Origin of the sequence: Paraclostridium bifermentans, assembly GCF_964259345.1 — a bacterium.
Lineage (GTDB): Bacteria > Bacillota > Clostridia > Peptostreptococcales > Peptostreptococcaceae > Paraclostridium > Paraclostridium bifermentans_B.
Genome location: NZ_CAXVJR010000005.1, coordinates 169,409 through 191,194, shown reverse-complemented (window position 1 = coordinate 191,194; position 21,786 = coordinate 169,409). Strand labels below are relative to the sequence as shown.

Below are 21,786 nucleotides of genomic sequence, written 5' to 3'. Positions count from 1 at the left end.
AGACAAAGGATATAATATAAACTAGAATTAAAGAAATTAAGGGGTGAAGGATTTTATGAATAAATTAAAGTTTTTAGGACGAGGGTCGGGATTTCACAAATACGAAAATAACACATCTGCATATTTAATAAAAGGTGAAACACTTTTACTAATAGACTGCGGTGAAACTGTATTTAAAAAGATTTTAAGAGAAAACTTATTAGAAGGGATAAAAGAAGTTCATATACTAATAACACACATGCACTCAGATCATGTAGGCTCAATAGGTGGATTTGTAGGTTATTGTTATTTAATCAATAAAATAGTTCCTAAAGTATATTTTAACGACAAAGAAAATTTAGTTGCTTTTTTAGATTTTCTTGGTCAAAAAGAAGATGAACACTACATTATAGAAGATGCTAAAAATAAAAGAATAGATACATTAGGATTAACTTTAACAGCACTTTTAACTAAGCATGTTAAAACTATGAACTCATATTCTTACAAACTTGAATTTGATGAAGGCAATGATATTTTCTACAGTGGAGATAGTTGTGAAATAAATCCTAATATAATTTCTTTCTTAGAAAAAGGAAATATAGTTTATCATGACACTTGCCTAAATGACAACGAGGGAAATGTTCATACTTCGTTAAGATTACTTAGTGAGACTATTCCTTCTAAGTATAGAAGTCAAGTTTATTGCATGCATATTGATGGAGAAAACTTTGAACAAAAAGCAAAGGAAAAAGGATTTAATGTAATAAAAGAGATTTAGTGATAATATAAAGTTATAGAGTTTAATATGATAATAAAAATTTAAATAAGTGGGGGAAGAAGTAAGTCTTATGAAGCACAAAGAAAACAATCTATAGTAGGAATAATATCACTTATAATAGTAATACCAATATTATTAGTTGCAGGTAACATAATTACTGTAAATTTGCCGAGTATTGTATTTAATATAATAAATATTTTACTATGGATAATGGTTGTATCGCTTGTAGCCAATACCATAATGCAACTCATGGGGACAAAGTTTGAAAGATATGTAATGAGTATAATAGCATTTATATTACTAATATGTGTATTTATAATTGCTACATAAATAGTAAGGAGTACCGTTTTGGTACTCCTTTTTATATTGGAATAATTAAGGGTATAATAACAGAAAATATATCCTTGACTGTGATGTAACCACACAGTATAAAATGATAAATAAAATAAGACAAATTGAAAGGGGATAAACAATGAAATTTTTTATGAATGAACAAAATGTAGATAAGTATATAGATATGGTAAAAGAATATGATGCAAGCTGGATAGTAAATAAACTAAAGGACTACTTACCAAAAGGATCTTCTTTACTAGAGCTAGGAATGGGTCCAGGAAAAGATCTAGAACTTATAGCTAAAGATTATAAAGTAGTAGGTTCAGACAACTCACAAGTATTTATAGATAAATTTAATGAAAAAAACAATGGGATAGAAGCTATATATGTAGATGCTATAGAAATGAATATAGATAGAAAGTTTGATTGTATATACTCAAACAAAGTCCTACATCACCTAACTAAAAAGGATTTTATAAAATCTATAGAAAATCAAAATAAGAATCTTAATCCAGAAGGAATAATATTTATGACTTTATGGAAAGGCGAACACAAAGAAGAAATGATGTTTAATGATGAAGTAAGATTCACTTATTATTTAGAAGATGATATAAAAGAGATAGCTAAAAATAATTTTGAGATAGTTGGAATGGAAACCTACACTGAATGTGAAACAGATGATTCCTTATTAGTAGTTCTTAAAAGAAAGTAGTTAGTATGAGAAAAAAGCTAATAAAAAGTGAAATAGCTAAATTATTTAATATAACTAAAGCAGCTATCAGACACTATGAAGATAAAAAGATTATTTCATCAGATGAAGATATAAATGGATATAAGCTATATGATTGGGAAGAGGTTGAAAAGTTAGATAAGATAATATTTCTAAAAAACTTAGGTGTAAGCATAAAGGATATAAAAAAGTATATAGATAATGAGGAAAGTGCATCAGAGTTATTGAAAGATAAGAAAAATTATATAGATGAAGAAATAGATAGACTTATGAACATGAAAAGTAGGATTGATAATATATTAGAACTTGATAATACTAAAAAAGTTTTGCTTAATACAGCTAAAGTTATTGATATAGAAGATAGACAGTTTTTTATGTTAAAAGGAGCAGATTCACCAAATATAAAAGAATTTTATGAGTCTGTAGAAAAGGTATGTAGTAAGGTAAACACTATTAATGAGATTTTTATTTTGTTACATGAAAACTATGACCAAGGTATTAATTCTTTTGAATATAGCAAGATGTTGCTTCCATATAAGGGAGATGTAGAGGATGAAAAGCTAGATAAGATAGTTTTATCTAAAGGCAGATATTTGGTTATATATTATATTTATAGAGATATGAATGATTTTAAAATAGCTTATGAAAAAGCTATAGATTATGCAAATAAGCAAGGTTTAAGTATTGATAAAAGTAGATTTATAGAGATAGAATATAAGGATTATAGTATTTTGCATAAGGAAAAACTGTATGAATTGCAATTTAAGATTTTAAATTAAAGGGAGAATTATAACTTGAATCTTTATGAAATTATTTTTATTTAAAAAACTTAGAGGAAGTTAAATAACAATTAATCAAGGAGTACCGTTTTGGTACTCCTTATCATTTATTCATCATCCTTTATAAATTCTAGTATATCCCCTGGTTGACAATTTAAAGCTACCATAACTTCCAAAACAAGTTTTTAAACGATTAAAAAACATAAAATAGATAAAAAATAAGTATATTATGATAATTAGTAGTATTTTTAAGTTTGTGGTTTATGATATTAGCATTGTATAATATATATGAGGTGATTTTAAAATGAGAAATATACCAGAAGATGTTAAACAATCAATAGTAAATGTATTTCCAAAAGAAAGCACTCTAGCCATTATAATATTTGGTAGTTATGGTACAGATAAGCAGACTTTAGGAAGTGATATAGATATAGCATGGGTTCCGAATAAAAAAGTGCCTATTACAGAACTTGCAATAAAAACAGAAGCGTTGAGAAAAGTTTTAGATACTGAGGTGGATTTAAAAATTGTTACAGATAATTATACTATAGCACTTAGAAAATCTATTTTTGAGGGTGATATTATTTATGAATCTAAAGATTTTAAAGATTATTTAAGTAACTTTTATTTTGAAAATAGTGATGTAATAGATATTTTAGATTGGAGAGATATGTATGGTAATTAAAAATAAATTAGCTTGGAGTTCGATAGAAGAAGTAAATAGAGATTTTGGGTCTTGTTTATTTGACTTACAAAATTTTAAAAATTTATATAATAAAGAGGAAATGCCTATACTATGGCAACGATATATAAAAGAAGGTTTTAAAAATTACATGGTTTCATTTTTAGAATTAACAAAAGCAATGTTATATTATAAATCAATTGATTTGAATATAAAATCAAAGAGTTTTTATGATTACCTTGTAGCGTGCGAGTATCATAATTTATTACCTCAAAATTCTGCTATAGTGATAGAAACTCTTAGAAAGTTAAGAAATGATGATTCTCATGGCTATGATATACCAGAGTTTGAAGAAATGTATGAGTTATTTTCACAAAATGAAGAGATATTTATTAATATAAGAAATGTTTGTAAAAAAGATTAAATTAAATCTATAAATTAAGAAAAATATGTAAATATTAAGGAGTACCATTTTGGTACTCCTTAATATTCATCAGATTCTATAAATTCTAGTATATCCCCTGGTTGACAATTTAAAGCTTTGCATATTTCGTTCAAGGTTGTAAATCGAATAGCTTTAGCTTTGTTATTTTTTAATATAGATAAATTTGCATTAGTAATATTTATTTCATTTGCTAAGTTTTTAAGATTTTTCTTTCTTTTTGCCATCATAACATCTAAATTAACAACAATCCCCATAGTATCACCTTATATAGTTAAGTCATTATCGTTTTTAATTTTTATAGCTTTATCAAATACTTCAGACATTACAAAACACATCAAAGATGTAACGAATAAAGCTACCATGATAGGTGTTACAGCGCCATTGTCACTTCCTATTAATTGAATAAATCCTCTATTAGTTCCTGAACTATATCCAATTATAGTTTCAAAAATACTATTAATTAATAAACAATATCCCATCGTTCTAAACTTAGATACATTTTCTTTTACAAATGGAGTATCATAAGTACTATTTATTATTCCTATTAAACACTTAACAACTAAATAATAGTTAAGGGCATAAAGAGTAGTAGTAAAAAGATTTATTACCGTTGAAAAATTAAAATCAGTAAATATTAAAAATAGACCTCTAGCAAAGTGTAAAATAACTCCAATTCCTGTAATCACTAATAAAATATATAATAATATTGATAATACTTCTTTTGAAAATTTTGATTTCAAAATAACCCCTCCTAATCTCTATTCAATATAAATTGTATAGGATTTATTATTGTTTTTCAATAATAAATTACTAAAAAAAAATAATTTAAATATGAATTACGATATTTGAATTATATAAATTGATTTTAGATTTGTCGAAAAGAAATAATATAATTTTTTTCTTTTTTGTTGACGTGAAAAAGTTTGCCTGATATCATTTATTACATACCGAACGAAAGTATGTAAAAGGAGAGATAGAGATGGCAAGAAATAAAAATCCTGAAATAACTATAAACCGTATCTTAGATGCAGCAATGTATTTATTCTTAGAAAAAGGATATGATAACACTACGATTCAGGATATAGTAGACGCCCTAGGAAACTTAAGCAAAGGTGCCATATATCATCACTTTAAATCTAAAGAAGATATAATAGAAGCTGTTATACCAAGACTTTATGAGTCATCGGATAATCAACTTTTAGAAATAAAAGAATCAAGTTCGTACACAGGATTAGAAAAGCTTAAAAAAGTTATGATTATGTCTTTAACAAATTCTGGGCCGAAAAAATTAGCACAAGCAGCACCTAACTTGATGAAAAATCCTAGATTTTTAACTCAACAACTATACAACACTATAGAAAGTATAGTTCCACAACTAGTAGAACCTCTTATAAGAGAGGGAATAGAAGATGGGTCTATAGTAACTGAAAATCCTAAAGAAGTTGCAGAAACTTTTATGATTTTAGTTAACATATGGCTAAACCCAGCTGTATTTTATGTTAAAAAAGAGGAATTTAAAAATAAATTTACATTCCTTCAAAAACTGTTAACAGATTTAGGAGTACCTGTACTAGATGATGAAATTTTAGAAGTGCTAGAAAGATACAGATCAATTATTGAAAGTCACAACAAGTAAGAGATTATCATAATATATAGAGCTTACTAAATAACTGCCTAAACTTAAGAGGCAGTTTAATTTTAAAGTTATACATACCAAACGAATGTATGTAAAATAAATTAAATTTATGGAGGTTTTAAAATGGATACTAAAACAAAACTTTTTAACAAAAGCTTCACACTTATGGTAATAGGGCAGATAATCTCTTTATTTGGAAACTCAATCTTAAGATTTGCATTACCACTTTATCTTTTAGACACAACAAACTCAGCAACTTTATTTGGAGCAGTATCAGCATGTTCACTAATTCCTATGATTACAGTAACTCCTTTTGGGGGAATCATAGCAGATAGAGCAAACAAAAGAAATATCATGGTAACCCTAGATTTTATAACTGCAATATTAATTACTGTATTTACAATTTCTATGGGAAGATTCAATTTAGTATTTATGTTAATAGTCACGCTTATGGCACTATATGGTATTCAAGGGGCATATCAACCAACAGTTCAAGCAAGCATACCACTTTTAGTAAATCGAGATAATTTGTTACCAGGAAATGCTGTTATAAATCAAGTTAGTTCACTTGCAGGGTTATTAGGACCTGTGCTTGGAGGAGTTTTATATGGATTTTATGGACTAATGCCTATATTAATAGCTAGTATAATTTGTTTCTTTGTATCGGCAGTTATGGAAATATTTATAAAAATGCCTTACACAAAACAAGAAACTAAAGACAGTGCTTTTTCAATAGTAAAAAATGATTTTAAAACTAGCTTAAACTTTATATTCAAAGACAAACCAGTACTTTTTAAAACAATTGCAATAATATCTTTCTTTAACTTAGTTTTAAGTTCGTTGATAATGATAGGGGTTCCAGTTATTATAACTCAAATATTAAATATGTCTAGTCAAGCTTATGGAATAACTCAAGGTATGTTAGCTTTTGGTGGACTATGTGGTGGAATTATGACAGGGGTATTAGCAAATAAGCTTAAAATTTATAAAAGCCATATAATTTTATTAATAGCTATAATTTGTTTAATTCCAATGGGAATAGTGGTTATGTTTAATGTAAACGCTACTGTTTCATATGTGGTTGTAACGATATGTTGTTTTTTAATAATGGCAGTATCTACCTTATTTAGTATTCAAATGTTAACTTTCATACAAAGTGAAACACCAACAAATCTTACAGGAAAAGTTATTTCACTATGTTTAGCAGTTTCAATGTGTTCAACACCTATTGGGCAACTTGTATATGGATATTTATTTGAAGTTTTAAAAAACGATACTTATATAATAATCTTTATAGCTGCAATTATTGCAGGAGGAATATCTATATTTTCAAAACAAGTTTTTAAAGGATTAAAAATATAAAAGAATAATAGTAAGGAGTACCATTTTGGTACTCCTTATTATTATTGGATAATTAATGGTATAAGTTATTATTTTTTAAGGAAAGGGTTTTGAATAATTTCTTAAGGGTATGAACTAGAAGGTAAGCTGATTGATTTATAACCAGCCTTAAAAAGTATTATATTAAATATTACGAAGAAGGTGTTGTAAAATGGAAAGAAAAATTTACTTAGTAGGTGGGGGAATAGCCTCACTAGCTAGTGCAGTTTACTTTATTCAAGAAGGACACGTAAACCCTAAGGATATATACATGTTTGAACAACTTGATTGCTTAGGTGGTAGTATGGATGGAGCAGGCGACAATGAAAATGGATTTATAGCACATGGTGCTAGAATGTTTGATAAGGAAGCCTATGCTTGTACGTATGACTTACTTTCAAGAGTACCATCATTAGAGAATGAAAAAATGACTCTTTTAGATGACTTTAATAAGTTTAACAAAGAAACAAAATTTAACAGATCAGCAGTAAGATTAGTAGGAGATAACGCTGAGAAGATAGATGTATTATCTTTTGAACTTTCAAAAGCAGATCAACTAGCTCTTACAAACATGGTAATGAAACCAGAAGAAATGCTTGGAGAAGCTAGAATTTGTGAATGCTTTACTCCTGACTTTTTCAAAACAAACTTTTGGTATATGTGGGCGACTACTTTTGCCTTCCAACCATGGCATAGTGCAGTAGAGTTTAAGAGATACCTACATAGATTTATACATGAGTTTCCTCATGTTACAGATATGGCAGGTGTTAGACACTCAAGATATATACAATATGACTCAATGATATTCCCAATGATTAAGTACTTAGAAAAACAAGGTATAAACTATATAATGAAAGCTAAAGTAGTAGACCTTGAATTTGAAACTATAGATGATAAAAAGTCAGTTAAGACTATAAAATATATTCAAGACGGTTTAGATAAAGAAATAGCAGTTTCTAAAGATGATTTTGTTGTAGTTACAAATGGATCTATAACAGCGGGATTCTCAGTAGGAGATAATGAAAATCATCCAGTAATTAACGGTAAAGATTATGACGGTTCATTCTCACTTTGGGAAAAAATAGCTAAAGAAGACGAGAACTTTGGACATCCTGAAGTATTTACTAGTAGAGTAAATGAATCACTTTGGGAGTCAATTACAATGACTTTTAAAACTCCACTATTCTTTAACTTAGTAAGAGAGTTTTGTAGTGGTACAGGAACAGAGTTTACATTTAAAGACTCTAACTGGTTCTTGTCATTAGTACTTCCAAAACAACCATATTTCAAAGCTCAAGATGAAAATACTCAAGTTGCTTGGGGATATGCACTTCACCCAGACAGAGAAGGAAACTTCATCAAAAAAAGAATGTGTGATTGTAACGGACTTGAAATAATGGAAGAGATAATTCATCTTATGGGACTTGAAGAACATAAAGATGCGATACTAGAATCAGTAATATGTAAACCTTGTGTAATGCCATTTATAACTAGTCAATTCTTAACTAGAAAACCAATGGATAGACCACAAGTAGTTCCTAAAACATCAAACAACTTAGCTTTTGTAGGTCAGTTCTGCGAGATAAAAGATGATACTGTATTTACTGTAGACTATTCAGTAAGAGCGGCACAAATTGCAGTATATACTCTTTTAGGACTAGATTACAAAGAAGTAACTCCAATATATAAAGGTGAAAATGATATTAGAGTTATGATAGGAGCTCTTGCAGCTATGATTAAATAAAAAATTTGTTTAAATATATTTATTAATTAGGAGTACCGTTTTGGTACTCCTATTTTTTATAAAAGATATTAATGATAGTTATAAATAAAAATAGACATAAATTTCCAAAGGTGGTATCATTTTGTTGCCGACAAAAATACATGAAGAAATATATTAGAAATAAGCATAACAAAATTTTTAGCAATAAAATTAAAAGGCTGTAACGTAAACAGCCTTTTTAAATGTAATAAAATGATTGTCTATCTATTGGGGGAGTAAAGGTAGTTGACTTAGAAAGGAATAAGGTATGAGAAAGAAAAGATTCGCTTTTTTTGCTATCATGGCTTTTATTATTTCATTTATAACTTTTAATATTATTATTTTAAAAATAGAGAAAAAGCAGTATTTAAAAGAAAATGAACGTATTGAATATATAATAAATTATCAAATAGGTAAAATTCAGTCTACTATTGATAAATATTTAAATTATACAGACTTATGGGCAAATTTTATCATGGAGAATGAAGGGCATATAGGTGATTTTTATAATTTAACAGAACTTTTTTACGAAGCTGATCCTATAGTAAGAAGTATTCAACTTGCACCAAATGGAGTAGTTACATATATTTATCCTGTTAAAGGTAATGAAGATGGATATGTAAATTTATTTTCTGATCCTATTAGAAAAAACGAAGCAGAATATGCAAAAAAAACTGGTAAAATGACTGTAACAGGACCTGTAAATCTCTATCAAGGAGGAATAGGATTAATTGCAAGAAAGCCTATTTACCTTAAAGATAGTAGTGGTAAAAAAGAATTTTGGGGATTTTCAATAGTTGTATTAAATACAGAGGAAATGTTTAAATCATTAAAAATTGATAATATTGAAAAAGAAGGTTATGAATATAAGTTATGGAAAATTGACCCTAGTACTAAAAAGAAACAAATTATTTTAGAGTCAACAAATAAATCATTTGATAAACCTATAGAAATAAGCTTTAATGTATATAATTCCAAGTGGACATTTAGTGTAGAATCAAAGCATGAAATTTGCCAAAAGTTAAATTATATATATTCTGTAAGTCTGGCAATAATAGCTTCTATTCTTATTGGCCTAGTTGTATGGTTAGGGCTTAAACTTAAACAACAAAACAAAATATTAACTAGGTATTCTTACCAAGACAGCTTAACAAGTTTATATAATCAAAGAAAGCTATTTACCATTTTAGCTCAATATGAAAAAGAAAATAGACATTTTGGAATAATATATTTAGATTTGGATGGATTTAAGTTAATAAATGATACCTATGGACATGATGTAGGAGATAAATTTTTATCTGAAACAGCTACAAGATTAGAACAATCTATTAAAGATATTGGATTAGCATTTAGGATTGGTGGAGATGAGTTTGTTGTCGTTATAAAAGGAGAGCATGAAAAGAAATTTTTCAAAGATATTATTAAAATAATGCTAGAAGCTTTCAAAGAAGATGTATTAATTGACGATATTAAATTAAATATAAAGGGAAGCTTTGGATTTGCAAGATTTCCACAAGATGCAACTGATGTTGAAGCACTTATAAAAAAAGCTGATAAAGAAATGTATGAAATAAAGCGAGGTAAAAAAACTAACAAAAGGTAATTATCTATAGTAGTATAATATACATAGAAATTTATTAAAATACATAATTAGTATTTCAAATACGAAAGGATAATTGAAAATGATATATTTAAAAACTTTTGAATTTGTTAACGAAGATAAAGAATATAAATTTATATTAGATGAAAAAAGAACTTGCTATGATTCTTTCTATCCATTTATGACATTATCTAAGAACCAATTTGAACGAATAGATTTTGAACCAATAACTATACTATATGGAGGTAATGGATCTGGAAAATCAACAGCGTTAAATATAATAGCAGAAAAAACCGAGATAGAGAGAGAATCTATATACAATAAATCTAACTTTTTTGGTAACTATGTAGACTTGTGCTACATGGAACTTGCTGAAGAGATACCTGAAAAAAGTAAAATTATAACTAGTGATGATGTATTTGATTATATGCTAAACATTAGAAACATAAATGAAGGAATAGACCAAAAGAGGTCTGAACTATTTGAGGAATACCTAGATACAAAATATTCTACTTTCAAAATGAAGACCTTAGCAGATTACGAAGAAATGAGAAGAATAAGTAGGGTTAGAAAAAGAACTCAATCCAAGTTTGTAAGAGGGAACTTAATGGATAATGTAAGAGAATATTCAAATGGAGAAAGTGCTTTTAAATACTTTTTAGAGAAGATAGAAGAAAATGGACTATATGTATTAGACGAGCCTGAGAATAGTTTATCACCTCAAAAGCAAATAGAGCTTATTAGTATTATAGAAGATTCGGCAAGGTTTTTCGGATGTCAATTTATAATATCAACACATTCACCATTTATGTTAGCCATGAAAGGTGCTAAAATTTATGACCTTGATGAAGATCCAGTTGTAGTGAAAAAGTGGACAGAGTTAGAAAATGTTCGTTCATATTATAACTTTTTTAAAGAACATGAAAATGAATTTTAGTATTTGTTTTAATATACAAAATAGCCTTCTATTAGAATTTAAATTTATTCTAGAAGGCTATTTTTATATAATATATTTTATTATTCTAGTGCATCTTCCTTAGTTTCATGAACTGTATCACGTGGATGTTCAGGTGGAGCATATATAGCATAAAGTTTAAGAGGCTTATCGCCTATGTTTATTATATTATGCCATTTACCAGCAGGTATCATTATTGAAGAATCATTAAAAGCTTTTCTTTGATAATCTAATTTATTTTTACTATCCCCCATTTTAACAAGGGCTTCGCCCTCCTCAATACGTATGAACTGGTCACCTTCAGAGTGAACCTCTAAACCTATATCATCCCCAACATCTATACTCATTAAAGTAACTTGTAAATTCTCTCCTGTCCATAAAACAGTACGGAAGGTATCATTTTGCTTAGTAGCATCCTCAATATTAACTACATATGGATCTGGACCATAGTCTTGTAGAATAACAAACGGTCTAGCAAAGTATGGATTATTACCACCAAAAGCAAAAGGATTCATAAGTACTTGCATGTTATACCAAAAATAATAAGGATTCATATTATGAAAATTCTGCATTGAATTATTTATCCAAAAAGGATACGAGCTTTGATTAGAAAAGTTATACATAACGACCACCCCTTTTATAAACTTTATAACATTATATGGTTGAAAAATATGTAAAGTGCTTGACTAAAAGTAAGGATAAAATATATTAATGAATTATTGGTTAAATTATATATAGGAAAGTTTAATTAGCTTTTATATTAATTTACGTATATAATAGATAAATACAATATTAAAAAAAGACTACTAAGGAGATTTTATGATAAAAAGAGAATTTGATATAAATGATATAGCATACCTTGCTAAAAAGAGAAGAATAAAGGCTTGTGTTGATGGCAATGAAAATAACATGAGAAACATATCTCTAAAAGAAGGAGATGCTGTTAAGATACTAGATTATTATGAAATAGAAACACATGGTTTTTCATATGAAGCAGAATTTAAAAAAGATAACACTATATATATAATAAGAAAACACTTAAGTCAATCAGATTTAAAACCTAAAAATACAGAGAAATAATACTACTCTACGGAGCGTTTATTGTTAGATATATATTACCTTGATATAATTTATCTACGGAGGTGATTATGATAGATACTACAAAGATTGGAATGCTGATTAGATCTTTAAGAATTGAAAAGCATATGACACAAAAGCAGTTAGCTGACAAAATGAGATTAAGTGATAAAACAATTTCAAAGTGGGAAAGAGGTATTGGGCTACCTGATATTTCATACCTTACAGAACTATCAGAAATCCTCAATGTAAATATTGAAGAAATGTTAAAGGGAGAATTGGCCCCAAACAATTTCGAAGGAGGAAATATGAAAAAATCTAAATACTTTGTTTGCCCTACATGTAAAAACCTTACTATATGTACAGGAGATTCACAAATATCATGTTGTGGTAGAAAACTTGAACCACTTAAATTAGAAAAAGCACCTGAGGATAAGAAACTTATTGTAGGTGAATTTCAAGATAACTGGCATATTACAAGCAATAACCCTATGACAAAGGATAACTATATTTCATTTGTTGCGTTAGTAAGTAGCACTGAAATTGATATTATAAAGCAGTACCCAGAGTGGGCATTAACTGTTGAATTTAATAAAAACAAGCGTGGTATGTTAGTTTGGTATTGTGCAAATGATGGGTTACTATACCAGATGCTAAATAAAAGATAATAATTTAAATATGAAATAAGATGGATTAAGATGTGTAATTCATCTTTTTTTGTGCAAAATTATATGTGTTTTAAATATACAAATATTTCCATAAAAAGGATATACTTATATATGACTAATAAATACAACTAGGGGGGGATATATTGAAGGAAAAATTAAAAAAAATAATAATATCATTGATAACAGATCCAATAGTTTTAATAGTGTATGGGATTTTATTTTATCAGTTAACAACATTATGTATGTATGGAAGGTATAATAATAATTTATACATTTTCATAGCATGTACATTATTACTTATAGGGATTACTATATTTAAAGTAATCAAAGTTACAAAATCTAATAAAAATAAAAGTTTTCTAGTCAATTCAAAAAAATGGAAGTGCCTATCAATTATAGTTTTCATTATAATAACATCACTTGGAGGATTTAAAATTTATAAAAGTGCAACTAATTATGGAGGAAAGCTTGCATGGGTTATAGACAGGATAAATAGAGAAAGACATGTTAAATTTAATAATGATAATATATATGAAAATGGAGTGACAGGTTTTTTCTCAGATATAAATAAAAAGTATGAACTACCTAAAAAATTATATCTAGCAAATGATTTTAAACTTAAATTTGAAAAAGATGGAACTATAACATATGTTGAAACTTTTATATATGGAAAAGACAATAATGGAAATCAAAAAAGCTACTTAATATCTTACGATAAAAGTAAGTCAAACAAAATAAAGATATTAATGGATGGTTATGCAGGTGATGATTATAGTAATGATAAACTTGTAGAGCCTTTAATAGAAACAGTTGCAAATATTCCTATAGACAAAGCAATTGAAAAATGGGATGCAAAAGAGTATGGACTACTTTATGCAGGTAAGCGAAATTGGGGATACAACACAGATGGAATTATTGAAATTGGTAAAAATGGAGTAGAGTTACCTTTATATGATGAAGAAAATACAAGAGATATTACTGATGAAATAGTTGGATATACAGTTTCTATATATATTCCAGGTAAAGAAGATATAGTAACTCCGATTAGATATAATTTAATAACTGATTCTTATTGGAGAGAATTTACAGATCCTCAAATAGATAGAGATAAAGAAGAAAGTAAAAAAGAGCTTGATATTGTAAGTGGAAATTCAAGCAACCCTGAAGAATTTTACTTAAAAGATGGAATTAGATATAAACTAACAGTAATGGATAAGGCAGCGGGTCAAAGTTTTTATATCCTAGATAAAACTATTGATGGAGGAACCAAATGGACTACCGTAAATCATGATCCACTTAATGGTGTTGTTGGAGGTATATCTGGAATGTACTTCATGGATGAAACTACAGGCTTTGTAGGAGTAATTAGAAACGGTGGAGATGAAGGCGAGCTATATCGTACAGATGATGGAGGACAATCTTTTAATAAAATAGAATTTGACACTAAAGAGGTTAGTTTAGGAGATGGAGTAAAATATAAACCATATGATTTTCCAACAGTTCCATATGAAGAAGATGGAGTTTTATATTTGAAAGTGGAACAAGGAGCAGATGGTGACTATAAAGGAAATAGTAGTTTATTATATAGCTCAAAAGATAAAGGAAAAACATGGGAGTATGTTAAAGAAGTTAATGAAGCTCCAGAAGAAATTGGATAGATAAAAAAAGTACCGTTTTGGTACTTTTTTTATGTTTATCTAATTTCACTCCACTTTTAGCCTATTTTAGTCCAACGGTATTGACTAAAAAAGGATATATAGTATAACATTAATTAGAAAGAATTTTTAGAATAATTAGAAAAATTCTACAATAAAAAAGCAAAAAAGGAGAGGTATAATGAAGAAATATTTAAATGCTATTACTAGCTTATTTGTAGCTGTACTGCTAGTTTTTAGCGCGACATCAACTGTATTAGCAGCACAACCTGAACAAGATACACAATTAAAGGATGCAGATGGAAATCTTTTAATAACTGGGAAACAATATATAATAGAACCTGAACACTTTAAAAATAGAGGACTTACTTTTGAAGTTTATAATAATTGGGATTATGTATTAGCATCTAACAAAAGAGATGATGATAAGATGTATGGTACACCAGTACAACTTTTTATAGAAAATACTAATGAAGCAGAAGGTGTAGAGATTAAAACAAATGATAAACTTGTTATTAAAATGGTAAATCATAATTGGGCTGGATATAAATATTTAACTTTTGATAGAACTGGTGGTTTTGTATGGTTAGGTGATAAAGGAACAAGTGTAACATTAGAACAAGGAAATGATAACTACGGAATAGCTATAAATGCAGGAGCATTTGTAACTAAATACTATGATGGATTTGGTAGACCAACAGGATCATTACTTGCAAAAACTCAGGCAAGTGATTATACTTACTTCCATGTATTCCCTACAGGTCAAGTATTTAGTAATCCAAATAAACTTTGGTTAGCTATATATATGAGAAGACATTCTACTTATACAGGTAAAGCTATACCTGGACCAAAGCCAGAATTTTTATTTAAGGCAGTAAATTAATACATTATTTTATATAAAATAAACTTATAAAAAGGAGTACCGTTTTGGTACTCCTTTTTAATTTTCAATATCCTCAAATATAGTATTAGCTGTAACCCATTGTTCAAATCTTACTTTTACAACTAATCCATAGATACCAACTGTAATAATCATTAAAAACCACCAAAGAATCCAATGTCCTACCAACTCTTTAGGATTTCCAATAAATTTAAGTCGTTTACCGCATATTACTGTATGATTGCATTTAGCTTCTTGATCCATACACAATATCCAAGGATAAGCAAGTCCTAACGTTATAACTCCTAATAAAAAACTTTTTAAATGGTGCAATACAGTATTCTTAACTGTATTATCAAAATATGAATCGTATTTTTCTTTATTGGCTAGTATAGATGAATGATCATAAGCCATAGTTAAACATCCCCTTTATAAATTTAAATTATTACCCAATTTTAATTTATACCCTAATACTAAAATTATAAAAACATTTATCTATAAAATAAGCTAAAACACAGTGAATTACATAAGTGCAACCTATAATTTACAAAGTGCAACCACAAGGTGATAGTTATAATTAGAATGTTCTGATAACATAAAGGTATAGAATTTATTAGGAGGTTATTGGATATGGATTTTGGAGAAAAGTTATTAGCACTAAGGAAAAAGGAAGGAATGTCACAAGAATCTTTAGCAGAAAAATTGAACACAAGCAGGCAGGCTATTAGTAAGTGGGAAAATAATCAGGGGTTTCCAGAAACAGAAAAGTTACTTAAGATAAGTAATATATTTAATGTTTCATTGGATTATTTATTAAAAGATTCTGTAGAGCATAAAGAAGAAAGTGATGCTTATTATGTAAGTAGAGAAGTAGCTCAAAGTTTTTTAGAAAATGAAAGTAAGATGTGCAAAAATATACTAATAGGAATTATAACTATGGCATCAGCATATATACCTTATTTGCTATTTAAAGATAGCATGCCAACTTATATAATAATTATTTCAATGATGGTAGCTGTAGGGGTAGCCTTTTTTATAAAAGGTGCAATGTTAGAAGATAACTACAAAGTATTAAAAAAACAAGTATTAGTTTTTGATGAAAAGGTATTAAAAGAGTTATGTGGAAAATATAATGTTATAAAAAAGAAATATAATACTTTAACAGCAGTGGGTGGTTGCTTTTTAGCTGGAGGAATAACTATATTTTTATTTGTTAAAAATGAATTGGTTTTCCAAGGTAATAATTTAGGTTATGAAATATTAGGTGTAGGTTTGATTTTAGTAGGGATTTTTCTTTTAGGATATTTTAGTTCTATACTTGAAGCTTATGAAACATTAGTAAAAAATGATGAGTATGTAAATAAAATTAGTTTTAAGCTTATGAAAAAGTTTCAGAAAAAAATAGATAATATATAAAGGTTAATTATATAAGGGGGATATAGTTTGAAAAAATTAATAGCTTTAATTACAGTATTATTAGCAGTAGTCATAATTTTTATTGGTTATAATCAAACTAAAGACTTTGAAATTGAATATGAAGGTCTACCAGAAGAATACTCAGAGTTATTAACCCTGACTGGGAACAAGGTTTTAAAATATGATTTGAAGAACTTATCTAATGAAAAAAGTTATGAGATTGGGTTAGTGTATGAAGTTTATAAAAATAGTCAGAAAGTAAAAGAAGAAAAGATACTTGGTATTGGGTATGGGCCTACAAAAGAGAAGATAAAAGATCATGAGTTGGCAATAAATATTCAAGATAAAAAGATAAGATGCATAACAGGAGAAAATGGGGGAGTATATTCATATATTGATGTAGAAGAAGATATATCTAAGTTTTCTTATCAATGTTTTGAAGGAGGAAATAAAGTTAACTTTGGAGATGATATCTATTTGTTTCATGGAACAAGTGGAGAAGATGGACTTAGATGTTATGATTTAGGAAAATTATCAGAAGAAGATAAAAGTAGTCTTGTTAAGCATAACGATTTAAACGTATTTATAAAATTAGTATACGAAGAAATATAAAATAAAAGTTGTAGTATTAAGTAAAGGAGTACCGTTTTGGTACTCCTATTTCAAATTCAGGAAAATTAAAAAATATTACATCATATAATTGGTTAATAAACTGTAACTAAAAATTAAGAGGGATTTAAAGGAAAATTTATAAATATTTATAAGTTAATAAATATAAATTTAAAAATTACATTACTAAATTTAAAAAGCATATATATAAATATAATTAAAAATGGGGAGAGAATAATTATGAAAAAGCTATTATCAATAATATGCATTTTGGTGATGTGTATAGGAGTAGTTGGCTGTAGTTATAAAGAGGTTAAAGATAAATCTTCAACACAGTTAACTACAAAAGAAAAGGTAGAAGACTTTGAGTATATGTTTGAAACTATAAAAGAGGTGTATCCATATTTAGAAGTAAATAAAAGACTATATAAAGTAGACTGGGTGTCTAATAAAGAGAAATACTTAGATAGAATAAAAAATACTAAGGATGATGAAGAATTTATAGAGGAAATTAATAAAATGTTAATGGATTTAAAAGATGGTCATACACATTTAGTTTATGATAAGAGTTGGTATGAGTTTTTGAAAGCTGGTTATAAACAAGCTGGATGGTATGATTTTTTTGGAGATGAAAATGTAGAAAATAGGTATGAGAGTATAGGCTATATGGATAATAGGAACAAAGAAGTAATGCCTAAAAAAGATATAATAGTTAAAGATGTTGTAGAAGGTAAAATTGGATATATACATATGCCACAGATGTACCCAGAAGGGGATGTTAGATTAGAGCAAATGACAGCTATAAATGATTATATAAATACACTTAAAAATCATCAGGCATTAATACTTGATATAAGGGGGAATTCAGGAGGGGATGATGCTTATTGGCAAAGTGTAGTTTCTCAACTTATAACTGAAGATATGAAAAGAACTGGATATATGTTATTTAGAAATGACAATGAGGTTATGAAAAAATATTCAAATAAAAGAGGTATAACTTTACAACCTATAAGTGAGTTACCTAAAGAGCTATTGAAAAAAGCCCCAAAAGAAGTTTTACAAGACTTTAGTGAGTTTAGTACAATGCGTTCGTTAATACCTGCAACTAATACTTCTCAGTTTAAAGGTAATATATATTTATTAGTAGATGAAAAAGTTTATTCATCAGCAGAATCATTTTCTATATTCTGTCAGGAAAGTGACTTTGCTACTATAATTGGAACAACAACAGCTGGAGGTGGAGGAGGAATTGATCCTGTGCTATTTGAATTAGAAAACAGTGGACTTTTGGTTAGAATGTCTAGTGATATGTATTTAACTGATAGTGGAGTTTGTAATGAAGAAGTTAAGACTGTTCCAGATTATGAGATTAAGGGGCATAGGAGAACTGAAAAGTTTGAAGATGATAAGTGCATAGAAAAAGTTTTAGAGCTTGAAAATTTAAAATAAATAAAAAAAGTACTTGGGATTCCTAAGTACTTTTTTTATTGCTACTTTTTACTTTTAACCACTCTAATATCTTGTATCCATCACTTGTAAAACCTGCATAAACGCTGTTGTCATTGTACTTAAGAGGTAATACTGTTGATACAAATTGAAATAGGCTAAATATAGCACGGTTTTAGAAGAAAAAAATTTACTTTTAAATTAATATGTTTTTGTTGCTAACTATATCATTAAATGATATAGTTTAAGTATATTATATCATTTAATGATATAGTTGGAAGGAGATAAAATATGGCTAGAAAAGATTCAATTGATGTTGGAGAGTTAAACGATTCTGCATTTTACATTTTATCTAGCGTTATTGAAGAAAAGCATGGATATTTAATTATGAAGACCATTGAAGAACTTACAGAGGGGAAAGTTAGTATTGGTCCTGCATCACTTTATACAACGCTTAAAAAATTATTAAAAGCAGAATTAGTAGAATTAAGTCCTGGCACTGACTCCAATAAGAAAGTATATAAGACAACAAGCAAAGGAAAAGAAATGTTACAAAAAGAAATTGAACGTAAGAAAGATATGATTAAATTTGCAAACACATTTTTAGATTAAAGGGGTGAAAGTTGTGAAGTATAAATATGTAATGATTGGTGGGGTTGCTTTTAGTGAAGAAGCTGATATGGAAAAACTATCAAACTATGCTAAGCAAGGCTGGATATTAGAGGGAATAAAAGGAGGTTTTTTCTATAAATTAAGAAAAGATGAACCTCAAGATATAATTTATAGTTTGGATTATCAATCAGATGCAAATGAGGAGTATTTGAGCATTTTTGAAGAAGCTGGATGGGAACATGTAGTTTCTTCAGGAAATGTAATTCATATTTTCTCAGCAAAAGCTGGAACTAAACCTATTTATAGCGATTGCGAGTCAGAGCTGAGTAAGTATATAACTATTAGAGATAAATCAAAGAAAGGTAGTTTGTATTCTCTTATATTATCAATTATTTTAACGGGAATGTTAGTATTGTCAGGATTTTTTATGAGACAAATATTTTTAATTATAGTTGCAGTTTGGTTTATAGATATTGTTGTATTTATTTTTAATTTCATGCCATATCTAGCTTATAATAATAGAATAAAAGAAATGAAAAAAGGTGGTAAATATAATAAGAGGGAAGTAAGTAATAGAATGAATTGGAAAGTAAATGCATTTATAGCAACAATGCTTTTGATATCAGGAATAGTGAATTTAAATAAAAATATATTTGTATTTATTCTTTATTTAATTGCAGGAACAGCATTTGCTTTTTCAAGTGTAAGTTTTTACAAACAATATAAAAAATCTTCAAAGCATTAAATTCAAGGAGTACCGTTTTGGTACTCCTATTAAAATGTTATATATACTTACTTTTTAAATTTATGTGGCTTATTTACCTTCATATTAACAACATGACCACATTCTGTACATATTTCTAGTATTAATTTAGAACCTGTTAATGAGAATGGATTATCTTTTGGCACTATCCAACTTCCAGTCAATTCACCATTTCCAAATTCAGAACTTCCACACTTTGGACATATTTCATTATACATATAAAAACTCCTTTTAGTTTTAATTTAATAACCTGATTTTACTCCCAAATATATGAATCTTACTCCAAATTTATAACTTTTATAAATGCAAATGGTATAATGAACCCTTCATGATTGTTATAAATTGTGAATATGAATAATTATGTTTAGGGAGAAATTTAAATGAAGAAAAATATCATTAAATTAGGAATAGTTTTAGGAATACTTTTAATAGCAGTTCTTTGGATAATGGGGGTTATTCCACCTGATTCTCGTTCGTATCATCATACCGTTACAAAATCAACAGATTTAAGTAATGAAAATGTTGATGGATTATATTTAGGAGATAGGTTTAATAGTGAAAAAGTAATATCTAAATACGGTGAAATGCATATAAAAAGTAGCGATGTTGATGATTACGATTACTATTGTTTAAGTAAAAATATTGAAGTGGCAACTAAAAAAGATGACTACAATATAGTTAGATTTTGTGTAAATAATGAAACTTTAAAAACTAAAATGAAAACTGAAAAAGGAGTAAGTTTTGGAGATAGTAAAGAGAAAGTTATAAAACTATATGGAGAAAATTATTATAATCGTATAGAGCAAGGACTTGATATTATTGGTTATGTAGATAAAGAACAGGATTGTTCTATTGAATTTTGGTTAAGCGAAGAAGGGGTTTGCTATATTCGTCTTGATTATAATTATATGATATAAACATTAAATACAAGCGTGTGTTTATAAATAATAAAAAGGTATTAGTTATTAGGTTTTCATTTAGGGAGGTTTTATATGAAATATAATAAATTTGATTTATGCATTTTTGCTATGATAATATGTTTGTTAATTTCTATAGTAGCAACTATAGCAAGTTATTTTTTTCAACGTGAAAGTTTACCAACGTGTATAACTTCAACTATGTCACTTATAGTTATGACTATAGTAGTTTTTAATACAAAAGACAAAAAGTCGTAAAACTTACTTTACGACTTTTTCTTTCCAATATTTTTTACAATCTTCACTTCTATTAATAAACTTATAATCTACTAAGTATCGTCTTACTATAGCGTAATCTGGATAGATATTACTTAATATATCATTAATTTCTGATTCATCATAAATTACATCTTCTTCAATAAATGTATCTGCAATATACTTAAAAACTTCATACTTTTTTTGTTGTTTTGATGGAATAACATTTAATTTATTATCCTTAAAAAATCTATCTACTAATTCTTTATTCATAGAAATCACCCCTTGATACTATAAATAGTAGTCCATGCAGTAGTTATTATCAAATATTTATTTTACTCCATTTTAAAGCTATGATAATCCAAAAGTATTGATTAAAAAGATTATCGTGATAACATAAATTAGAATAAGTAAGGGTTATAAAATTTT

28 protein-coding genes are annotated in these 21,786 nt (G+C 27.5%); 21 read left to right on the top strand and 7 right to left on the bottom strand.

All coding sequences use genetic code 11. The features are described 5' to 3' along the window. The first annotated feature begins 55 nt into the window (after nt 1-55). From ACEXNK_RS11450 to ACEXNK_RS11440, 3 genes are all read left to right on the top strand, one after another. The gene (locus ACEXNK_RS11450) at nt 56-757 is read left to right on the top strand and encodes an MBL fold metallo-hydrolase (RefSeq protein WP_373598675.1); all 702 of its coding nucleotides are present in this window, start codon (nt 56-58) and stop codon (nt 755-757) included. A 472-nt stretch (nt 758-1,229) separates the two neighbouring features. Continuing rightward, nucleotides 1,230-1,802, top strand: coding sequence for a class I SAM-dependent methyltransferase (locus ACEXNK_RS11445; protein ID WP_373598673.1), 573 nt, complete (start codon nt 1,230-1,232; stop codon nt 1,800-1,802). A 5-nt stretch (nt 1,803-1,807) separates the two neighbouring features. Beyond that, nucleotides 1,808-2,599: a MerR family transcriptional regulator gene (locus ACEXNK_RS11440; protein WP_373598672.1), complete on the top strand. Its 792-nt coding sequence runs from the start codon at nt 1,808-1,810 to the stop codon at nt 2,597-2,599. A gap of 107 nt (nt 2,600-2,706) precedes the next feature. Here ACEXNK_RS11440 and ACEXNK_RS11435 read toward each other — a convergent pair whose 3' ends face one another. Next, entirely contained in the window at nt 2,707-2,766 is a 60-nt protein-coding gene (locus ACEXNK_RS11435; protein WP_373598864.1) for a helix-turn-helix domain-containing protein, read from the bottom strand. A 137-nt stretch (nt 2,767-2,903) separates the two neighbouring features. Between ACEXNK_RS11435 and ACEXNK_RS11430 the strand changes: the two genes are divergently transcribed. Both ACEXNK_RS11430 and ACEXNK_RS11425 read left to right on the top strand, forming a co-directional pair. Further along, nucleotides 2,904-3,284, top strand: coding sequence for a nucleotidyltransferase domain-containing protein (locus ACEXNK_RS11430; RefSeq protein WP_373598671.1), 381 nt, complete (start codon nt 2,904-2,906; stop codon nt 3,282-3,284). Continuing rightward, nucleotides 3,274-3,705 carry a hypothetical protein gene (locus ACEXNK_RS11425; protein WP_373598670.1) on the top strand — a complete coding sequence of 144 codons (432 nt, stop codon included), beginning with the start codon at nt 3,274-3,276 and terminating at the stop codon, nt 3,703-3,705. Before ACEXNK_RS11430 ends, ACEXNK_RS11425 begins: the two co-directional genes overlap by 11 nt. 59 nt (nt 3,706-3,764) lie before the next feature. Here ACEXNK_RS11425 and ACEXNK_RS11420 read toward each other — a convergent pair whose 3' ends face one another. Both ACEXNK_RS11420 and ACEXNK_RS11415 read right to left on the bottom strand, forming a co-directional pair. Next, a complete protein-coding gene (locus ACEXNK_RS11420; protein ID WP_373598669.1) occupies nt 3,765-3,980 on the bottom strand; it encodes a helix-turn-helix domain-containing protein in 216 nt (71 codons plus the stop codon). 9 nt (nt 3,981-3,989) lie between these two features. Beyond that, the gene (locus ACEXNK_RS11415; protein WP_373598668.1) at nt 3,990-4,466 is read right to left on the bottom strand and encodes a DUF2975 domain-containing protein; all 477 of its coding nucleotides are present in this window, start codon (nt 4,464-4,466) and stop codon (nt 3,990-3,992) included. A gap of 239 nt (nt 4,467-4,705) precedes the next feature. On the opposite strand from ACEXNK_RS11415, the gene ACEXNK_RS11410 reads away from it, so the two are divergent. The 5 genes from ACEXNK_RS11410 to ACEXNK_RS11390 all read left to right on the top strand — a co-directional run bounded on the left by ACEXNK_RS11410 (nt 4,706) and on the right by ACEXNK_RS11390 (nt 11,041). Beyond that, complete coding sequence (locus ACEXNK_RS11410; protein ID WP_373598667.1) at nt 4,706-5,362, top strand: TetR/AcrR family transcriptional regulator; 657 nt, start codon at nt 4,706-4,708, stop codon at nt 5,360-5,362. Between the two features lie 123 nt (nt 5,363-5,485). Next, a complete protein-coding gene (locus ACEXNK_RS11405) occupies nt 5,486-6,724 on the top strand; it encodes an MFS transporter (RefSeq protein ID WP_373598666.1) in 1,239 nt (412 codons plus the stop codon). Nucleotides 6,725-6,914: 190 nt separating this feature from the next. Beyond that, complete coding sequence (locus ACEXNK_RS11400; protein WP_373598665.1) at nt 6,915-8,486, top strand: oleate hydratase; 1,572 nt, start codon at nt 6,915-6,917, stop codon at nt 8,484-8,486. A 286-nt stretch (nt 8,487-8,772) separates the two neighbouring features. Continuing rightward, nucleotides 8,773-10,107 (top strand): diguanylate cyclase domain-containing protein, encoded by a 1,335-nt coding sequence (locus tag ACEXNK_RS11395; protein WP_373598664.1) that lies wholly within the window; start codon nt 8,773-8,775, stop codon nt 10,105-10,107. A gap of 79 nt (nt 10,108-10,186) precedes the next feature. After that, nucleotides 10,187-11,041 carry an AAA family ATPase gene (locus ACEXNK_RS11390; protein ID WP_373598663.1) on the top strand — a complete coding sequence of 285 codons (855 nt, stop codon included), beginning with the start codon at nt 10,187-10,189 and terminating at the stop codon, nt 11,039-11,041. Between the two features lie 80 nt (nt 11,042-11,121). On the opposite strand, the gene ACEXNK_RS11385 is transcribed toward ACEXNK_RS11390, so the two are convergent. Then, nucleotides 11,122-11,682 carry a cupin domain-containing protein gene (locus ACEXNK_RS11385; RefSeq protein ID WP_373598662.1) on the bottom strand — a complete coding sequence of 187 codons (561 nt, stop codon included), beginning with the start codon at nt 11,680-11,682 and terminating at the stop codon, nt 11,122-11,124. 196 nt (nt 11,683-11,878) lie between these two features. On the opposite strand from ACEXNK_RS11385, the gene ACEXNK_RS11380 reads away from it, so the two are divergent. The 4 genes from ACEXNK_RS11380 to ACEXNK_RS11365 all read left to right on the top strand — a co-directional run bounded on the left by ACEXNK_RS11380 (nt 11,879) and on the right by ACEXNK_RS11365 (nt 15,342). Further along, nucleotides 11,879-12,139 (top strand): hypothetical protein, encoded by a 261-nt coding sequence (locus ACEXNK_RS11380; protein ID WP_373598661.1) that lies wholly within the window; start codon nt 11,879-11,881, stop codon nt 12,137-12,139. Between the two features lie 68 nt (nt 12,140-12,207). Next, the gene (locus ACEXNK_RS11375; RefSeq protein WP_373598660.1) at nt 12,208-12,804 is read left to right on the top strand and encodes a helix-turn-helix domain-containing protein; all 597 of its coding nucleotides are present in this window, start codon (nt 12,208-12,210) and stop codon (nt 12,802-12,804) included. A gap of 143 nt (nt 12,805-12,947) precedes the next feature. Beyond that, nucleotides 12,948-14,462: a WD40/YVTN/BNR-like repeat-containing protein gene (locus ACEXNK_RS11370; RefSeq protein WP_373598659.1), complete on the top strand. Its 1,515-nt coding sequence runs from the start codon at nt 12,948-12,950 to the stop codon at nt 14,460-14,462. Nucleotides 14,463-14,640: 178 nt separating this feature from the next. Beyond that, nucleotides 14,641-15,342 carry a hypothetical protein gene (locus ACEXNK_RS11365; protein WP_373598658.1) on the top strand — a complete coding sequence of 234 codons (702 nt, stop codon included), beginning with the start codon at nt 14,641-14,643 and terminating at the stop codon, nt 15,340-15,342. 57 nt (nt 15,343-15,399) lie between these two features. On the opposite strand, the gene ACEXNK_RS11360 is transcribed toward ACEXNK_RS11365, so the two are convergent. Beyond that, complete coding sequence (locus ACEXNK_RS11360) at nt 15,400-15,753, bottom strand: DUF6693 family protein (protein WP_373598657.1); 354 nt, start codon at nt 15,751-15,753, stop codon at nt 15,400-15,402. 216 nt (nt 15,754-15,969) lie between these two features. On the opposite strand from ACEXNK_RS11360, the gene ACEXNK_RS11355 reads away from it, so the two are divergent. The 5 genes from ACEXNK_RS11355 to ACEXNK_RS11335 all read left to right on the top strand — a co-directional run bounded on the left by ACEXNK_RS11355 (nt 15,970) and on the right by ACEXNK_RS11335 (nt 20,167). After that, nucleotides 15,970-16,755 (top strand): helix-turn-helix domain-containing protein, encoded by a 786-nt coding sequence (locus tag ACEXNK_RS11355; RefSeq protein WP_373598656.1) that lies wholly within the window; start codon nt 15,970-15,972, stop codon nt 16,753-16,755. Between the two features lie 27 nt (nt 16,756-16,782). Beyond that, entirely contained in the window at nt 16,783-17,367 is a 585-nt protein-coding gene (locus ACEXNK_RS11350) for a hypothetical protein (RefSeq protein ID WP_373598655.1), read from the top strand. A gap of 237 nt (nt 17,368-17,604) precedes the next feature. Continuing rightward, nucleotides 17,605-18,813 (top strand): S41 family peptidase, encoded by a 1,209-nt coding sequence (locus tag ACEXNK_RS11345; protein ID WP_373598654.1) that lies wholly within the window; start codon nt 17,605-17,607, stop codon nt 18,811-18,813. A gap of 288 nt (nt 18,814-19,101) precedes the next feature. Then, nucleotides 19,102-19,422 (top strand): PadR family transcriptional regulator, encoded by a 321-nt coding sequence (locus ACEXNK_RS11340; RefSeq protein ID WP_373598653.1) that lies wholly within the window; start codon nt 19,102-19,104, stop codon nt 19,420-19,422. Nucleotides 19,423-19,435: 13 nt separating this feature from the next. Continuing rightward, on the top strand, nt 19,436-20,167 hold the full coding sequence (locus ACEXNK_RS11335) for a DUF2812 domain-containing protein (protein ID WP_373598652.1): 732 nt from the start codon (nt 19,436-19,438) through the stop codon (nt 20,165-20,167). Between the two features lie 47 nt (nt 20,168-20,214). Here the strand turns inward: ACEXNK_RS11335 and ACEXNK_RS11330 are convergent, their stop codons facing one another. Beyond that, entirely contained in the window at nt 20,215-20,403 is a 189-nt protein-coding gene (locus ACEXNK_RS11330) for a hypothetical protein (protein ID WP_373598651.1), read from the bottom strand. A 162-nt stretch (nt 20,404-20,565) separates the two neighbouring features. Between ACEXNK_RS11330 and ACEXNK_RS11325 the strand changes: the two genes are divergently transcribed. Beyond that, complete coding sequence (locus tag ACEXNK_RS11325; protein ID WP_373598650.1) at nt 20,566-21,102, top strand: hypothetical protein; 537 nt, start codon at nt 20,566-20,568, stop codon at nt 21,100-21,102. A 75-nt stretch (nt 21,103-21,177) separates the two neighbouring features. After that, on the top strand, nt 21,178-21,360 hold the full coding sequence (locus ACEXNK_RS11320; protein WP_373598649.1) for a hypothetical protein: 183 nt from the start codon (nt 21,178-21,180) through the stop codon (nt 21,358-21,360). Nucleotides 21,361-21,363: 3 nt separating this feature from the next. Here ACEXNK_RS11320 and ACEXNK_RS11315 read toward each other — a convergent pair whose 3' ends face one another. Next, nucleotides 21,364-21,630, bottom strand: a complete 267-nt coding sequence (locus tag ACEXNK_RS11315) for a DUF2087 domain-containing protein (RefSeq protein WP_373598648.1) — start codon at nt 21,628-21,630, stop codon at nt 21,364-21,366. Nucleotides 21,631-21,786 lie beyond the last annotated feature (156 nt).

Bases quoted from the DNA above. Each gene is read 5' to 3' on its own strand.
- ACEXNK_RS11340 (WP_373598653.1), top strand. From the start codon at position 19,102: ATGGCTAGAAAAGATTCAATTGATGTTGGAGAGTTAAACGATTCTGCA.
- ACEXNK_RS11450 (WP_373598675.1), top strand. From the start codon at position 56: ATGAATAAATTAAAGTTTTTAGGACGAGGGTCGGGATTTCACAAATAC.
- ACEXNK_RS11445 (WP_373598673.1), top strand. From the start codon at position 1,230: ATGAAATTTTTTATGAATGAACAAAATGTAGATAAGTATATAGATATG.
- ACEXNK_RS11315 (WP_373598648.1), bottom strand. From the start codon at position 21,630: ATGAATAAAGAATTAGTAGATAGATTTTTTAAGGATAATAAATTAAAT.
- ACEXNK_RS11345 (WP_373598654.1), top strand. From the start codon at position 17,605: ATGAAAAAGCTATTATCAATAATATGCATTTTGGTGATGTGTATAGGA.
- ACEXNK_RS11430 (WP_373598671.1), top strand. From the start codon at position 2,904: ATGAGAAATATACCAGAAGATGTTAAACAATCAATAGTAAATGTATTT.
- ACEXNK_RS11440 (WP_373598672.1), top strand. From the start codon at position 1,808: ATGAGAAAAAAGCTAATAAAAAGTGAAATAGCTAAATTATTTAATATA.
- ACEXNK_RS11425 (WP_373598670.1), top strand. From the start codon at position 3,274: ATGGTAATTAAAAATAAATTAGCTTGGAGTTCGATAGAAGAAGTAAAT.
- ACEXNK_RS11395 (WP_373598664.1), top strand. From the start codon at position 8,773: ATGAGAAAGAAAAGATTCGCTTTTTTTGCTATCATGGCTTTTATTATT.
- ACEXNK_RS11355 (WP_373598656.1), top strand. From the start codon at position 15,970: ATGGATTTTGGAGAAAAGTTATTAGCACTAAGGAAAAAGGAAGGAATG.
- ACEXNK_RS11385 (WP_373598662.1), bottom strand. From the start codon at position 11,682: ATGTATAACTTTTCTAATCAAAGCTCGTATCCTTTTTGGATAAATAAT.
- ACEXNK_RS11360 (WP_373598657.1), bottom strand. From the start codon at position 15,753: ATGGCTTATGATCATTCATCTATACTAGCCAATAAAGAAAAATACGAT.
- ACEXNK_RS11375 (WP_373598660.1), top strand. From the start codon at position 12,208: ATGATAGATACTACAAAGATTGGAATGCTGATTAGATCTTTAAGAATT.
- ACEXNK_RS11390 (WP_373598663.1), top strand. From the start codon at position 10,187: ATGATATATTTAAAAACTTTTGAATTTGTTAACGAAGATAAAGAATAT.
- ACEXNK_RS11320 (WP_373598649.1), top strand. From the start codon at position 21,178: ATGAAATATAATAAATTTGATTTATGCATTTTTGCTATGATAATATGT.
- ACEXNK_RS11365 (WP_373598658.1), top strand. From the start codon at position 14,641: ATGAAGAAATATTTAAATGCTATTACTAGCTTATTTGTAGCTGTACTG.
- ACEXNK_RS11420 (WP_373598669.1), bottom strand. From the start codon at position 3,980: ATGGGGATTGTTGTTAATTTAGATGTTATGATGGCAAAAAGAAAGAAA.
- ACEXNK_RS11400 (WP_373598665.1), top strand. From the start codon at position 6,915: ATGGAAAGAAAAATTTACTTAGTAGGTGGGGGAATAGCCTCACTAGCT.
- ACEXNK_RS11325 (WP_373598650.1), top strand. From the start codon at position 20,566: ATGAAGAAAAATATCATTAAATTAGGAATAGTTTTAGGAATACTTTTA.
- ACEXNK_RS11330 (WP_373598651.1), bottom strand. From the start codon at position 20,403: ATGTATAATGAAATATGTCCAAAGTGTGGAAGTTCTGAATTTGGAAAT.
- ACEXNK_RS11380 (WP_373598661.1), top strand. From the start codon at position 11,879: ATGATAAAAAGAGAATTTGATATAAATGATATAGCATACCTTGCTAAA.
- ACEXNK_RS11410 (WP_373598667.1), top strand. From the start codon at position 4,706: ATGGCAAGAAATAAAAATCCTGAAATAACTATAAACCGTATCTTAGAT.
- ACEXNK_RS11405 (WP_373598666.1), top strand. From the start codon at position 5,486: ATGGATACTAAAACAAAACTTTTTAACAAAAGCTTCACACTTATGGTA.